Origin of the sequence: Rahnella sp. CG8 (assembly GCF_023701875.1) — a bacterium.
GTDB classification, from domain to species: Bacteria; Pseudomonadota; Gammaproteobacteria; order Enterobacterales; family Enterobacteriaceae; genus Rahnella; species Rahnella aceris.
On record NZ_JABAED010000020.1, the window covers coordinates 18,152 to 34,280 of the forward strand.

Sequence of the window (16,129 nt, forward strand, 5' to 3'; positions counted from 1 at the left end):
CATCCTGAAAATAGACATAAGTACTTGCGTCTTTATGGCCCCACCGGGAATCAGGTAGAACCACGTATAATTAACGTAAACTCAAGGTCGAAGTGAATATTATTTTTCCCCTCCAGCAGCAAGGCCGCGGCTATCTCACCTTTTCTAACCGGATCCTGGGCAATGGTAGTGAGCCCGATTTCATTCTCTGGCCGGGGAATATTATCAAATCCGGTAATCGCGATATTTTGCGGAACACGTAACCCGGCCTGCCGGCAATAATTAATCGCACCTTGCGCAAAGCGGTCAGACAGGCAAATAAACGCGGTTATTCCCGGATTTATTTTAAGTAATTCCTGCGCGGCTATTTCGCCAAACATCTCGTGATGGCTTGTTTCACAAAGAAAGCAATTATCGAGTTCGATATTCCATTCGCGGAAAGTCTCCACGCAAGATTTCACCCGGGTGATCATAACGTCATTATCGCCTGAAATATCCTGACTCAATGGCACGACACCCTTACGCCCCTGTAGTGAAGGAAATGAAATAATGCCGAATTCACGGTGTCCTTTTTCCAGCAGGTGCAGGCAAATTTCCCTCATCGCCCGGTAGTTATCAATGGAGACACTGCTGTGCGGGGGAATTTTAAAATCCGTGGTCACCACAGGCAGATTTTTTGACAATGCCTTAGCGATGATCTGGTCATTATTGTGCGTCGCATTAAGGATATAGCCATCTACCGCAGTGTTAATCACACTGGCCCGCGCGCCCTGTCCGTTATGCAACGGGATCAGGATGATGCTGACACCTTTCCGGTCACATGCACCCGCGATGCCCTGCATGAGCTGCACGTCATGGCTGTCAGTAAAAACATAACTCAGCGTGTCATTGAAGATAATGCCAATCGCATCCGACCTGCCGGTACGTAATGCGCGCCCGATATTATCAGGGCCGTAGAAATTAACGGAATGCGCATAATCAATTATTCGCTTTCTTAAGGATTCAGATAACTTTCCCGGATTATTAAATGCATTCGACACCGTCGTATGCGTCACCCCTAATTCACGGGCAATTGACTTTAAGGTTATCTTGCTCAGTTTACACACTCCTGAATGCTTTGAATAAATGAAATCCCCCGTCTGAAAAATCCTTAATTCGCCAATATATACTCACAGAAAATAGGCTATTGCAATGAATATATAAAATAAAGTTTAACGTTAAACAAAATCATTTCTGTGACCGTAATAACGTTTACTGATTGTATGTCCATGCTAGCGTTTAAAATAGAAGTCCACTCATAAAAATATAATATAAATAACCATTAAATATAATTATGAATTATTAATAACAACCTAATGGAAATAGGATACAGCATGAAAATAATGAAACTGGCTGCACTTGCAGGTATCACGTTATTTCTTTCGGGCTGCGGGCCTGAGGAGAAAGATCAAACCAGCATTAAAATGTGGATAGCGCCTAATGTTACTCAGGAAGTGTATTGGGGCGAGGTGGTAAAAGAATGGAACAGTAATCCGGCCAACAGGAAGGTGGAATTCACGCCAATACCGGCTGCGGGGAGTTCTGAAGAAGCCATTATGAATGCGCTGGCATCAGGCACCGAGCCCGATATATCCACCAATATTTTTATCGGCTTCGCGAAACAGTTATCCGAACTTAAACAACTCAATGACTACGCCAAAATGCCCGGTTTTCAGGAACTGGTTGAAACCCGACATATGGGGAAAGCCATGGCATCATGGCAGTTCGAAGGGCAGCAAAATGTTATCCCGATTTATATCAGCCCGGTCGTGTACTGGTGGCGCAGCGATCTGCTGGCTGAGCAAGGTTTTGATCATGTGCCGACCACCTATGATGAGATTTACACGCTGTCAGAACGGATAACGCAAAACCAGAAAGGTTACAGTCTGCAAATCACCAGCGGCAAAAACTGGTGGGATCGCTGGTTTGACTTTATTCCGCTGTATTACGCCGCCTCTCAGGGCAGCCCGTATATTCAGGATCACAAATCCAGCTTTGATAACGAAGCCGGACAACAGACCCTCACCTTCCTCAACAAAATGTTTGCGAACAAATGGACCAGCTACGACTTCACCGCCGCAGACGATCCGCTGGCAGCGGGAACCGTGCTGGGCGCGGTACGTGGTCCATGGGATATCGACCGCTATCAGAAACAATTTCCCGAAGTGTTAAAAACCATCCGTATCGGCCCGATGCCGACACAAACCGGCGAACCCGGCGTTGCCACCATGGCTGACAGCAAAGGGATCGTGATGTTCAGTACGTCAAAAGTGCAGGCCGACGCCTGGAAGTTTATTCAATGGGTATACAGCGATCCTAAACATGACCGACGCTGGCTGGAACTCACCGGCATGCCGCCTGCCCGGGAAGATCTGCAAAGTAATCCGATTTTTGAAGAGTATCTGCAACAGCACGCATTGGTTAATGCGATCGCCTCCTACGTATCGAAAGCGGTTCCGCCAGCACCAGTCACTAAAACCGTTGAAGTCCAGCGGACGATGACGCAAATGATTGAAAAACTGGTGTTTAAAAATAGCCCGATACCCGAGGTGATTCAGGCGTCCTCACAAGAGATCGACAAAACGCTGGAGCAGTAAGTGATGATAAAAATGAAAGAGTCATCACTCGGAGGCCTTCTGGCCTCCACTTACCTCGGATATTCGCTGGTATTCTGGCTTTATCCTTTTCTCTGGCTGGCGGTGCTGAGCTTTACTGACTGGAAATTTATTGGCGCACCGTCTTTTAACGGCGTGAAGAATATTATCGCCGTCATGCAGAATCCTTTATTCTGGACGGCGATGTATAACGTATTTAAATTTCTGGCTTACTATCTGCCCATAGTCCTGGTGTCTTCATTATTATTCGCGTTCGGATTAAGAAAAATAAAATATGGCAAAGCGTTTGTTGCCCTGAGCTTCCTGCTCGCCAATGTTTCATCCGGCGTGGCGTATTCCATTGTATTTTCCAAACTGTTCAGTGAAACAGGACCGATAAATACGTTCCTGATGGACATGTTTGGCGTTAACGTCCCGTGGTTCACCCATCCGGATTTCGCCATGTTATCGATTGCCCTTATTATCACCTGGAAATTTGTCGGCTATTACGGCCTGATTTTTTATTCCGGGCTGATTACTATTCCCAAAGATATTTACGATGCCGCCGATCTCGATAAAACCACGGGCCTCGGAAAAATATGGCATATCACATTGCCCCTGATGAATGCCCAGATAGTCATGGTGCTGGTTCTCGCGATCACAGTAGCGTTCAGTATTTTCACCGAACCCTATCTCATCACCGGAGGCGGTCCGCTGAAAAGCACCACCACGCCAATGGTGGTGATGTATGAAGCCGCCTTCCGGCAGATGCAGCCAAGCTGGGCCGCTACCATGTCAATTATTGTCGCGCTGTTCAGTTTCACATTGATCTGGATATTGCGCCGGTGTCTGGAAAAGAAAATCGAGATCGTATGATGAAGACACAATCTGTGGAGACGGGAGCCGTCGCTCCTGTACAAAAATTTTTACTGAAACAAACAATCAGCTCCGTGGCGATCCACCTGCTGATGTTTGCGCTGGCCATCACCTGGTTATATCCGTATTTGTGGATGTTAATCGGTTCGTTTAAAAATACAGCCGATATTTATACGACATCTCTTTTTTCCGGCCCGCTGTCATTCGATAATTATATTTTCCTGTTTGATGGTACCGGTAAAGCGGAAAAACCCTTTCTGCGCACATTGTTTAACTCCATATTCATTACATTAACCATAACGGTATGCGTCACGCTGAGTTCCTGTTTAATTGGTTATGCGCTGGCAAAAATGGAATTTAAAGGCCGGGATATTTTCAAAAACCTGCTTATCCTGCAAATGGTTTTTCCGGCTTTCATGTTTATTATTCCGCATTTCGTGCTGATGCGTGAACTCGGCATGATTAATTCCTATGGCGCCCTTATTTTACCGTTTGTGATGAATGGCTGGGGGATTTTTATGATCTCGCAGAGTTTTAAAGGCACGCCAAATGACTATATTCATGCCGCAAGGTTAGATCATGCAGGTCTTATCAAAATATTGCTCCATGTCATGCTGCCCCTCAACAAATCGATTCTGGCTATCGTCGCGATTTTTACTTTTACCAGCGCCTGGGACAATTTCCTCTGGCCGCTGATTGTGATGCAGGATGCCAACAAAATGCCGCTTTCAGTGCTGCTGGCAACGTTCAGTAAATCCTATGGCATTTATGTCGGCCCGGTACTGGCGGGTTCGGTAGTGCAAACCTTACCAATCGTCGTTTTGTTTATCCTCTTCAGGAAGCATTTCCTGGAAGGGATGTCGCTTTCACTTAAATAACAGGCCTGAATGATGGACAACCTGAAAACATGGCAGGACCGGGTATTTTATCAGGTGTATTTACCCTCGTTCTGCGACGGTAACGCTGACGGATTAGGCGATTTCCCGGGGCTGGTTTCTAAACTGGATTATCTGGCTGAGCTGGGCATTGGCGGCATCTGGATCACCCCCTTTTATCCCTCTCCGCTGGTGGATAATGGCTACGACATCAGTGATCACTGCGCCGTCGATCCGCGCTTTGGCACAGTAGACCTTTTCGATAAACTGATTGCGGCCTGTCATCAGCGCGATATCTTGCTGGTCATCGACGTGGTGATTAACCACGTTTCGGACCAGCATCCGTGGTTTCAGGCGGCGCTCCGTCAGCCGGACAGTCCGTTCCGTGACTTCTTTTTCTTTCGTGAGCAAACCAACAACTGGACCTCTTTCTTTGGCGGTTCAGCCTGGACGCAGGAACCCGGCGGGACGGCCAGTTACTACCATAAATTCTCGCCTCAACAGGTATGCCTGAACTGGTCCAATCCCGCCGTTGAGCATGAGATCAAAAAAATCTTCGATTTCTGGATAGCGCGCGGCGTCGACGGCTTCCGGTTTGACGTGATTAATTTTCTGACCACTGACGGTATCGGGGAAGATCATCCACCCGTTGAGGCAGGCGCAGAGCCCCCTCATGATAAAGATATCAATCAGCCCGGTGTGCTCAGCGTGGTGAATCGCCTGTGTCGCCATATCCGTGCGCAAGGTGAATTCCTGCTGATTGGCGAAGTGGGCAGTGATGAATTGCCGGTAATGGCACCTTATCAGGGCACAGAGTTGCTGGACGTGGTGTTCAATTTCAACCTTGGCAGCCAGAAACGCTTCGATATTGCAGCGATCTTCGCCGAAATACAGGCAATGGAAAACACACTCTACGGTTTACCGACACTGTTTTTCTCCAGCCATGATATGTCACGCATGATCAGCCGTTTCGGTGAATCACCCCGCGATATTCCCCGCGCTGTAGCCGTTTTTGCCCTGCAAATGACCGCCCGGGGTTTGCCTTTTATCTTCCAGGGAGAAGAAATCGGCATGACCGATTTTGTCCCGCAGAATTTGCAACAGATGCGGGATATTCAGGGAATCACGCACTATCACACCGCTATTTCACAGGGCATGCATGAGGAGCAAGCGCTTACTTACGCATTACCTTTCTGCCGCGATGCCTCCCGTTTACCTGTCCCGTGGACGCCAGCCGATGCCCGTGAAAGCCAGATTAACGTCGAAAATGAGAGTAAGTGCTCACAATCAATTTTGACCCGTTATAAGCAGTTGATCCACATAAGAAATACACACCCTTCTCTTCAGCGTGGCCACTATCAGTACCTCACGCTGTTTAAGCAATGCCTGATTTTCCGCCGCCAGCTGGGTGCGGAATGTCTGGAAGTGATGATCAATTTCGGTCCGCCTGTCGTCAACGTGGGCTATGCCGACGGCAATTCAGTCTTGTTTGGCACGGATGAACCGCTGCTGGAAAAAAACCAAATTCTTATCAAAAAGGTAAACCATGAAAATGCTCAGAAGTGAAAAAAATCCGCTGTTAACACCTGCTCACGTTGCACCTTCCCAGCCCGGCTGGAAGGTCGATTGTGTTTTTAACGCAGGCGTATGTTCGTATCAGGGGGAAACCCTGCTGTTGCTTCGTGTCGCGGAAAGCGTGATCTCAACGGATGCTAATTGTCTGGAAGTGCCGCTTCTGGTGAACCAGCAAAACGTCTGGCGGGCGGGCACGAAACGTTTTCGACGTGACGACCCGGCCTATGATTTCAGCGACCCGAGAATGATTGCGCTGAAAGCTGACCCTTCAGTGATCTGGCTGACCTCGATGTCGCATCTGCGGTTAGCGCGTAGTCAGAATGGCGAAGATTTTAGTGTTGATGCACAGCCCTTTTTGACCGCTGATACGCAATACGAACAATTTGGCTGTGAAGATCCGCGAATTACGCTGATCGATGGCGTTTACTACATCAACTATTCGGCCATTTCGCCGTATGGCATTTCCACCGCGCTGGCGACGACCACCGATTTTGTCACGGTAGAAAAACAAGGCGTGATTTTCTGCCCCGATAACCGCGATGTCTGCTTCTTCCCGGAAAAAATTAACGGCAAATATCAGGCGCTGACCCGTCCTTCACCCAAACATTTTGGTAAGCCGGAGATCTGGATGTGTGAATCACCGGACATGCTGCACTGGGGCAATCATCGCCATTTACTCGGCAGTGCTTCCGGCGACTGGGATGCGCTGAAGCTGGGTGGTGGCGCACCGCTGATGAAAACGACGCGCGGCTGGTTGCAGATTTATCACGGCGTGGATAAAGACCAGCGTTATTGCCTCGGCGCGATGCTGCTCGATCTGAATAATCCGTCCAACATCCTCTCCAGGTCTCCAGTGCCGCTGCTACAGCCTGAAGCGATATATGAGAAAGAAGGATTCTTTGGCAACGTGGTGTTCACCTGCGGCGCATTGCTGGAACAGGATTTGCTGAAAATTTACTACGGCGCAGCCGATGAATGTATCGGGCTGGCGACAATGCCGCTCGATGCCTTATGGGCGCATCTCGGATTACCGCTGTGAGCAGGGTTGAAACATTACTCCGGCAATTTCGTACTCTGAAATTGCCGGTACCCGCCGGAGAAAAAATCCAGTTCTCCGGCGCAGGAGACGACGATGTTTATAACCTGACCGCTCCGTTTCAGTGCGGTGATACTTCGGTCATTGCGGCCCGTGTCGAGCCCAGAAACTCCGAGTTATCACAGGTAAAATTTTTTGCATTTGATGGCGTCCGCCAGTGCGAATTACTGCCCGACGCGCCGGTCTTCGCTCTACAGGATCCGTTTTTTGCCCGGATCGGCGGGGAGTTTATTTTTGGCGGGGTGAGTGTTGAACCGGCGGATGACACCAGCGGGAGACTGCGCTGGAAAACCGTGCTGTACCGGGGGACCGATTTGTATTCCCTGCGCCCATTTTTTATCGGGCCTGAGGGCATGAAAGACATCCGTCCGGTGGGTTTACCGGACGGAAAAATATTACTGTTTACCCGTCCGCAGGGTGAAACCGGCGGACGGGGTACCATCGGCTATATTCTGCTGGATTCACTGGAGGCTCTGACCCTGGGCAAGATAGCTCAGGCGACATTGTTGCAGGGACAGGTCGCCGCCGAAGAATGGTGCGGCGTGAACGCAGCTTATGTTCTGGATGGCCACCAGATCGGTGTGCTGGGACATGTCGCCCGTTTCGATGCGCAGGGGCACCGGAACTATTACGCCTGCTCGTTCATTTTCAACTACCAGACGTATCACCGGACAGCGCTGAAAATCATCGCTGAACGCAACCAGTTCAAACCCGGAGCCGCCAAACGTGCTGATCTTGAAGACGTTATTTTCCCCGGCGGCCTTTGCATTACTGAGTCATCCGTGCCCCGGTTATATTGCGGAACCAGTGACTGTGAAGCGCAATGGATTGGAATTAATAATCCTTTCCTATAACGGAATAAGATAATTTACGGGTGAATTTCACTAAATCACTTATCAGCACGACTCCGAAATAAATTCACCCTCCCTCAATACCATTAAAAAATTTGATTTATTTGTCGCCACGAAACATCATATTAAAATCTGTATCAAAACATTACTCCATTAATTATCCATGGGATAAATTTGTCTTGTGTAAATATTCATTCCTTAAATATATTCTGCCCATTTTAATGGCTGGCATCATTACATCCGGCGTTGCGGCCCCCCTGAATCCGGCAGACCGTGACCTGATCCGTCAGGAGCAACAGGGATTATTAAGGCAAAGCCAGCAACAACGTGATGATCTACAACGCAGTTTTTCTCCCGTTTCACCCATCGAATCACACATAGAAGAAAATAATGGCCCCTGCTTTTACATTCATAAAATATATATAAATAACGCAACACTTCTTTCTGATAAAAAACAACGCGAGATTAATAAACCTCATCTTAACCAATGTATCGGGATGAACGGAATTGCGGAGATAACCCGTCAAATCTCTGACTGGTATATTCACCAGGGATATATAACCAGCCGGGCTTTTATCACCGAACAGGATTTATCTCAGGGTGAATTACATTTTTCGGTACTGGAAGGACGTCTTGAGAAAATTACCCTCGAAGGCATGTCAGCGCCACAATTAAGAATGGCTTTCCCGGGACTGGAAGGCGGCATTCTTAACCTGCGTGACATCGAACAGGGTATGGAGCAAATCAACCGGTTGCGCAACGATCCGGTGCAAATAGAGATCCTTCCGGGCAAGAAATCAGGCTATTCCATTGTCAATCTCACCGCCTCGCCGGAATTCCCGCTCAGTTTCTCACTTAACTTTGATAACAGCGGGCAGAAAAGTACCGGTACCGGACAATCTGGCGGCTCACTGACGGCCAATAATGTGCTGGGTATTGCGGATAAATGGTTCGTCAGCGGCGGGCGCAGCAGCGATTTTTCATCTACGCATGACGCACAAAATGTTCAGGCCGGGCTGAGCATTCCCTACGGTTATAACCTGTTTGATTACAGCTATAGCTGGAGCAACTACCTCAGCACCATTGACAACAATGGCTTTGGCTGGGCATCGACCGGCGACAGCATCAGCCACCGTTTTACCACCTCGCGGGTGTTATTCCGCGATGGCGATATCAAAACCGGTGCCTCCATCGGACTGACACATCAGATCAGCAATAACTATCTCAATGATGTGTTGCTCGACAGCAGCAGTCGCAAGCTGACCAGCCTGCTGTTTGGCCTCAACCACACGCAAAAAATCTTCGGTGGCGTCGCAACTTTCAACCCCACTTTCAGCCATGGCGTGTCCTGGCTGGGTGCGGAAGACGATAACGGCAAAAATGATGATTTGCCGAAAGCCGGATTTAAAAAATGGAGCCTGAACGGCAGCTTTCAGTTGCCGGTGGCTGAAGATTTATGGTGGCTGACCAGCGTCTACGGTCAGTGGTCGCCGGACAGGCTATATGGCAGCGAGCGTCTGACCATCGGTGGCGAAAGCTCGGTACGCGGCTTTAAAGAGCAATATCTTTCCGGCGATAACGGCGGCTACTGGCGTAACGAGCTGAACTACAGACTGTTCACATTGCCGCTTATCGGCCAGGTCAGCAGCGTGGTCGCACTCGACGGTGGCTGGCTGCAAAAAGATAACAAAGACCCGTGGGCGTCCGGCACGTTGTGGGGAGCCGCTGTCGGGCTTTCTACCACAAATCGTCACTACTCCAGCCAGTTTACCGTGGGTACACCGTTGCAATATCCGGACTGGTTAGCGCCTGACCACCTCAGCATTTATTACCGCATCGCGTTTGTGATTTAAGGGAAAACGATTATGGATAATCATCAACAACCAATGTGTTTTGCTCAACGCATACTGAGTTATTTGATCTGTGGCTTGCTGGCAGGACAACCTGTATTCCCGGTGTTTGCCGCACCGGCGCCTGCAAATAGTGCTACAGGTATCGATAAGGCCGGAAACGGTGTGCCGGTGGTGAATATCGCCACACCTAACGGAGCGGGGATTTCCCATAACCAGTTTCAAAATTACAACGTCGGTAAAGAGGGGCTGATCCTCAATAATGCCACCGGCCAGCTAAACCAGACGCAGTTAGGCGGGCTGATTCAGAACAACCCCAACCTGAAAGCAGGCCAGGAAGCGCGCGGCATTATTAACGAAGTGACGGGCGCGAACCGTTCACAACTGAACGGTTACACAGAAGTCGCAGGAAAAGCGGCCAACGTGATGGTTGCTAACCCGTATGGCATCACCTGTAACGGCTGCGGGTTTATCAATACACCGAACGCCACGCTCACCACGGGTAAACCGGTGTTCGATGCGAGTGGCAACTTACAATCCCTTGATGTCAAAAAAGGTTCCATCACCGTTGAAGGCCAGGGGTTGAATGCCAGCCAGTCGGATGCGTTGTCAATCATCTCGCGGGCCACCGAAGTGAATGCACAAATTCATGCTAACGCGCTGAATGTTATCGCCGGCGCCAATCGCGTGGATAAAAATGGCCGCGTAACCGCGATGGCCGGTGAAGGCGCAGCACCCGTGGTGGCGGTGGATACCGGCGCGCTCGGCGGCATGTACGCCAGTCGTATCCGCCTGATTTCCAGCGATAAAGGCGTGGGAGTTAACCTTGGCAACCTGAACGCCCGTCAGGGGGATATCACGCTGGATGCCAGCGGCAAACTCACCGTGCAAAACAGCCTTGCCAGCGGCAGCCTGAATGCCAAAGGGGAAAGCGTTACGCTGAGCGGTGAACATAAAGCCAGTGGCAGTATGAATGTCAGCGGGCAGGACATTGCACTTAACAACGGCACCTTTGCCAGCGACAACAATATCGCCCTTAACAGCGATGGCAAACTGACGTTAAGCAACAGCCGTTTGACTGCCGGAAACGACCTCAATCTCAACGCACAAGATTTAACACAGGATGGCCGCAGCAGCGTCAATACGGCGCGTGATATTTCAGCACAGGTGGCGGGAACGATAACAAATCAGGGCCAGCTGATAGCCGGTAATAACGCCGCCATAAGCAGCGCTTCCCTGTCCAACAGCGGAAAAATTGCTGCCAAAGGCACTACCTCGATAAGTGCCGTAAAAACACTGAGCAACGCAGCGGGTGGAGAAATTCTTTCTGATGAAGCGCTGGTTGTGTCTGCGGAAGATATCCGGCAAAACGGGACCTTATCAGGCAAAAAATCACTGGCGATAGAGAGCCGCTCACTGACCGCCGCAAAAGGTTCGCTTTCGACCAGCCTGGGCAATGTTTCACTGAAAACCGGTGAAGCAAGTCTGGGCGGGGATGTTATCGCCCACGGCGATCTTAGGGTGCAGGCCAATAAACTGACCAGCCAGCGTGACGCGCAGCTCCAGTCTGATGGTACGCTCACGCTCACAGCCACGGATGCCACGCTTTATGGCACTCAGGTGGCACAGGGTGCACTCACGCTTACGGCACAGAATCTGATTCACGGCGGCGTTACCACTGCGGCGAATCTCACGGTAAACAGCGGGCACTTTAATAACCTGAGTGAGGGTTTGTTTTTAAGTCAGGGACATCTGGATATCAGCGGGAATACCGTTCTCAATGCCGGACAGGTAATGGGGAACAGCCTGTCACTGACGACCCAAACGTTCAGTAATGAGGGCCTGTGGCAAGGAACTTCTGCGCTGCACATGACGGCAGATGAACTGCGCACAGGCAGCGCCAGCCGCACGCTGACGGCAGGCTCACTGACCCTGGATGCGGGTTTACTCAATACCGCAGGCACCCTGCAGGGGCAAAATGTTGTTATCACCGCCCGTGACTGGACGAACACAGGCTCCCTGCTTGGGACGGATAAACTGGATGTTTCGCTTACCGGCACACTGAGTAACGACGGTGACATCTTAAGCCAGGGCAACGCCAGCCTTGCCGCGCAAAACATCGCTAATCAGGGCTCGCTGCTGAGTGACGCAGATCTCACCCTGACGGGAGAGTCGCTTGATAACCGTGGCGCATTGCAGGGCAATAATCTGGTGATAAACGGCACGTCGCTGAATAACAATGGCGACATCATCGGCGTCAACGGACTGGTAGTGGCGCTGACCGGAGCATTTATTCAGCAACAGGACAAAACGCTGTTAACAGACGGAACCCTGGGGCTGAGTGCGGCGACAGTCAATAATGCCGGGCAAATTCAGGGTACGGATATTGCGCTGATCAGCGATTCTGTCGACAACAGCGGGCGTATTCAGGGGAACAATGACCTCGCATTCACCGGTAATCTGACCAACCGCGCTGCCGGTATTGTCCTGAGCCAGAACACCCTGAACCTCACCACGCCAAATCTCGTGAACTACGGCCTGATTCAGGGCGGCGGCACGACACGTATTGATGCCTCAGCGTCCGCACGTAACGACGGTAAAATCCTCTCCGGCGGTGAACTCACGTTTAACACGGCGAGCCTGACCAACAATAACTGGCTACAGGCCACATCTGTATTGCTGAATGCCGCTGCAATCGATAACTCAGGGACGGTGTTTAGCACCTCGAATCTGGCGGTTCATGCCGACCGGATTGAACACAGGGCCGCAGGTAAACTTTACAGCGGCGGTAACTTACTGCTGACCAGCGGCGTTTTCGAACAGTTGGGTCAGGTGGTTGCGCTGGGTAATTTAACCCTGAAATTAACCGGTGCTTTTACGGGTAAAAACGTGCTGGCGGCAGGCACCGTGCTGGATATCACCAGCAATGGCGCGATAAACAATCAGGGCATGATGCAAGGCCAGGCGGTGAATCTGACTGCCGGAACGACGCTCACTAATAACGGACAAATCACCACCGGCAGCGGTGCAAGCATCCTCTCCGCAGGCAGTATTTCGATGAACACCACAGGCACATTACAGGCCGGTGGCAACGTGGTACTGAACAGCCGTGGGAATATTACGGTGGCCGGTTTTATCGGCACTGCGGGCTCACTGACCCTCAATGCCGCCAGCAGTATTCTCAATACCGCCCTGCTGTATGCGGGCAACAATATGTATCTGCTGGCCAATACCATCCGCAATAACCACGGCGATATTCTGGCCGGTAACAGCCTGTGGATGCAGCGCGATATGGCGGGCAATGCGAACACCGAAGTGGTGAATACTTCGGGGAATATCGAGACGGTAAATGGGGATATTACGATAAATACCGGGCATTTAGTGAATGAGCGGGAAGGATTAGTTGCTCATGTCACCGAAGAAACAGATTTAGCCGGACAATACTCATGGCTTACGTCGATTGATGCAGATGTCCCGCTAAGCTATCTGGATAGTATCAATTACGATTATGGCTACTACCGCGCAGATACTGGCTGTGGTAATGGTTGTGCCGGGGCATATTGGTCTCGTCCTGCCCCTTATAGCAACAGCGCTGAATTACAGTTTGCCGTTTCCCGTTCACAGGTCATTGTCGAGAGCAATGGTTCACCCGTTGCGCATATCTCTTCTGGCCGCGATCTTCTGCTCCATGCGGATGTACTGGAGAATAATGCCAGTCATATTTTAGCGACTAACAATGCCATTCTTAGTGGTAATACGCTTAATAACCAGTCATGGATAGAAAGCATTGAAACTCATTATTTGTCATATGCTTATGGTGGAAGTGAGTACGCAACGGAGTCCAGCATAACCTCTCAGAACGGCACTGGGGGCATGAATTCAATCTATTTTGTCACTACAGGGGATATCCGAACAGAGAGTACTGACGGTGATATATTCCGCTCCGTCATCCAGGCTGGCGGCAACGTCATTGCCAATTTTACCCAGGACATCAGCAACACCACCACCACGGCGAATGCCGGGGGCACCAGCAACATCATCACTGCCCCGACGCTAAATACACTCAGCCAGCCTGATGGCGTTCAGCAGCAAGATCTCGCCAACGCAGATAGCGCGGACATCACCTCGCCGCAATGGTACGAGAGTCTCACCGATGCAGTTGCTCACATCGCCGGGGGCAACAGCTTGTATCCTCTGCCGTCGGATAATAACGGCTATTTTGTCCCTTCAACCGATGCGAACAGCCCGTATCTGATCACCACGAACCCGAAACTCGACGGGCTGGGGCAACTCGATCAAAGCCTGTTTGGCGACCTGTACGCATTAATGGGGATCCAACCCGGTACGGCTCCGCGTGAAACTAACAGCCAGTACACCGACCAGAATAAATTCCTCGGTTCGGCGTACTTCCTCGACAAACTTAACCTGCAGCCGGAATACGATTATCGCTTCCTCGGTGATGCGGCATTCGATACGCGCTACGTCAGCAACTTTATGATCAACCAGACCGGCAGCCGCTATATCAGCGGCCTCGGTTCTGATCTCGAGCAGATGCAATACCTGATGGATAACGCGGCAGGTGCGCAGCAGTCGCTTGGACTGGCCTTTGGTGTAGCGCTGACGGCTACGCAAATCGCCGCGCTCGACAGCAGTATCTTGTGGTGGGAATCCGCCAGCATCAACGGCCAGACGGTAATGGTGCCAAAAGTGTATCTGTCACCAAAAGACGTGACGGTGAATAACGGCAGCGTGATTGCTGGCAATAATGTCGGACTTTCAGGCGGCAGTGTCACCAATAGCGGCAGCACCCTCGCCGCAAACAAAAACCTGTTTATCGGTAGTCAGAGCAGCATCAGCAACCTGAATGCTGGCCTGATGCAGGCAGGCAGTGCACTACAACTGGGCGCGCTGGGCGATATCAACAACATTGGATCCGCGATATCTGGCAAAACCGTCCAGCTTGAGAGCACAGGCGGCAGCATTAATAACATCACGCAAACCGAACAATGGCAGGAAGGCGGAACGGGCAGGCGCGGCGAGTCTGTCAGTTTCAGCGAGACACAAAGCGGCCCGATGGCGGGGATCATGGCTCAGGACGACATGATCCTGAGAGCCGGACAAGATATCAATATTACCGGCGCACTTGTGGCAGCAGGCGACGATCTGCTGATGCTGGCAGGCAATGATCTGAACCTGAATGCCATAGAAACCGGTCAGAGTGCCAGTCGTGGCAAAAGTGAAACCCACAGCACTGACAACGCCCGCACGACGATAACCGCAGGCGGCGATCTGACGCTGGTTGCCGGGCAGGATATCAACAGCCAGGCCGCAGGACTCGCCGCAGAAGGTGACGTGGCGATGCAGGCCGGTCGCGATGTGAATCTGATGGCGATAGAAACCACCGACGGCAGCAGCTACAAAGCGAAGAAAAAGGTCGAAATCAACGAATCGGTACGCCAGGACAGCACTGAAATCGTCAGCGGCGGCAACACCACAATCGTTGCCGGACGTGACGTCAACAGCGAAGCGGCACAGGTAATTGCCAGCGGCGATATCGGTATTGGTGCAGGCCGTGACATTAACCTCGAAACCGCCACTGAAAGTGATTACCACTTCAAAGAAGAAACCAAAACTAAAAAAGGGTTCATGAAAAAAACCACCACGCACACGGTGGAGGAAGACAGCGCAACCCGTGAAGCAGGCACCCTGCTCAGCGGCGATAACGTAACCCTCGTCGCCGGAAATGATTTGCTGGTGAAAGGCTCAGCGGTGGTCGGCGACGGCAATGTCAGCCTGAATGCGGGCAACAATATAGACATCGTGGCGGCGACCAACACCGACTCGACATACCGTCTCAAAGAGAAGAAAAAGAGCGGCATGTTCAGCGGCGGCGGCATTGGCGTCACCATTGGTACCAGTAAATCACGCTATGAAATGAACGATGAAGGCACCACGCAGAGCCAGAGTTTCAGCACCGTCGGCTCGACGGGCGGCAACGTCAGCATTAACGCCGGTGCCCAGGCCCATATCGGTGGCGCAGATATTATCGCCGGGAAGGATTTAAGCATTAAAGGCGACAGCGTGCTGATTGAACCGGGCCGCGATGCGCGCACCCACGATGAATCGTTCGAGCAGAAACAGAGCGGGCTGACGATAGCGTTATCGGGTGCGGCAGGCAGTGCGGTAAACAGCGCGGTGTCGACGGCGCAGTCGGTGAGTGATGAAAGTGACGACCGGCTGGCGGCGCTGAAAATTGCACAAGGCGTGATGAGCGGCGTATCGACCGGTCAGGCGATGGAGCTGGCGCAGGCCACCACCGGCGATGCTTCCACCGCCTATGGTATCAGCGCCTCGGTTGGCACGCAGTCGTCCAAATCCGAGAGCCACAGCGGAC

The 16,129-nt window shown here is 51.2% G+C and carries 9 protein-coding genes; 8 read left to right on the forward strand and 1 reads right to left on the reverse strand.

What is annotated here, in order from left to right:
* Positions 1-50: 50 nt before the first annotated feature.
* Positions 51-1,085, reverse strand: a complete 1,035-nt coding sequence (locus HGO41_RS18005) for a LacI family DNA-binding transcriptional regulator (RefSeq protein ID WP_353050904.1) — start codon at positions 1,083-1,085, stop codon at positions 51-53.
* A 267-nt stretch (positions 1,086-1,352) separates the two neighbouring features.
* On the opposite strand from HGO41_RS18005, the gene HGO41_RS18010 reads away from it, so the two are divergent.
* From HGO41_RS18010 to HGO41_RS18045, 8 genes are all read left to right on the forward strand, one after another.
* Complete coding sequence (locus HGO41_RS18010; RefSeq protein WP_013577488.1) at positions 1,353-2,615, forward strand: ABC transporter substrate-binding protein; 1,263 nt, start codon at positions 1,353-1,355, stop codon at positions 2,613-2,615.
* Between the two features lie 3 nt (positions 2,616-2,618).
* Positions 2,619-3,488: a carbohydrate ABC transporter permease gene (locus HGO41_RS18015; protein ID WP_037035432.1), complete on the forward strand. Its 870-nt coding sequence runs from the start codon at positions 2,619-2,621 to the stop codon at positions 3,486-3,488.
* A gap of 53 nt (positions 3,489-3,541) precedes the next feature.
* Positions 3,542-4,366 carry a carbohydrate ABC transporter permease gene (locus tag HGO41_RS18020; protein WP_041673250.1) on the forward strand — a complete coding sequence of 275 codons (825 nt, stop codon included), beginning with the start codon at positions 3,542-3,544 and terminating at the stop codon, positions 4,364-4,366.
* A gap of 12 nt (positions 4,367-4,378) precedes the next feature.
* A complete protein-coding gene (locus HGO41_RS18025) occupies positions 4,379-5,929 on the forward strand; it encodes an alpha-amylase family glycosyl hydrolase (protein WP_250981277.1) in 1,551 nt (516 codons plus the stop codon).
* On the forward strand, positions 5,916-6,977 hold the full coding sequence (locus tag HGO41_RS18030) for a glycoside hydrolase family 130 protein (protein ID WP_015690581.1): 1,062 nt from the start codon (positions 5,916-5,918) through the stop codon (positions 6,975-6,977). Before HGO41_RS18025 ends, HGO41_RS18030 begins: the two co-directional genes overlap by 14 nt.
* Complete coding sequence (locus HGO41_RS18035; RefSeq protein WP_250981278.1) at positions 6,974-7,888, forward strand: DUF1861 family protein; 915 nt, start codon at positions 6,974-6,976, stop codon at positions 7,886-7,888. Before HGO41_RS18030 ends, HGO41_RS18035 begins: the two co-directional genes overlap by 4 nt.
* 218 nt (positions 7,889-8,106) lie before the next feature.
* A complete protein-coding gene (locus tag HGO41_RS18040; RefSeq protein ID WP_250981279.1) occupies positions 8,107-9,738 on the forward strand; it encodes a ShlB/FhaC/HecB family hemolysin secretion/activation protein in 1,632 nt (543 codons plus the stop codon).
* Between the two features lie 12 nt (positions 9,739-9,750).
* Positions 9,751-16,129, forward strand: a 6,379-nt coding sequence (locus tag HGO41_RS18045) for a two-partner secretion domain-containing protein (RefSeq protein WP_250981280.1), incomplete at its 3' end; no start/stop codon positions are given.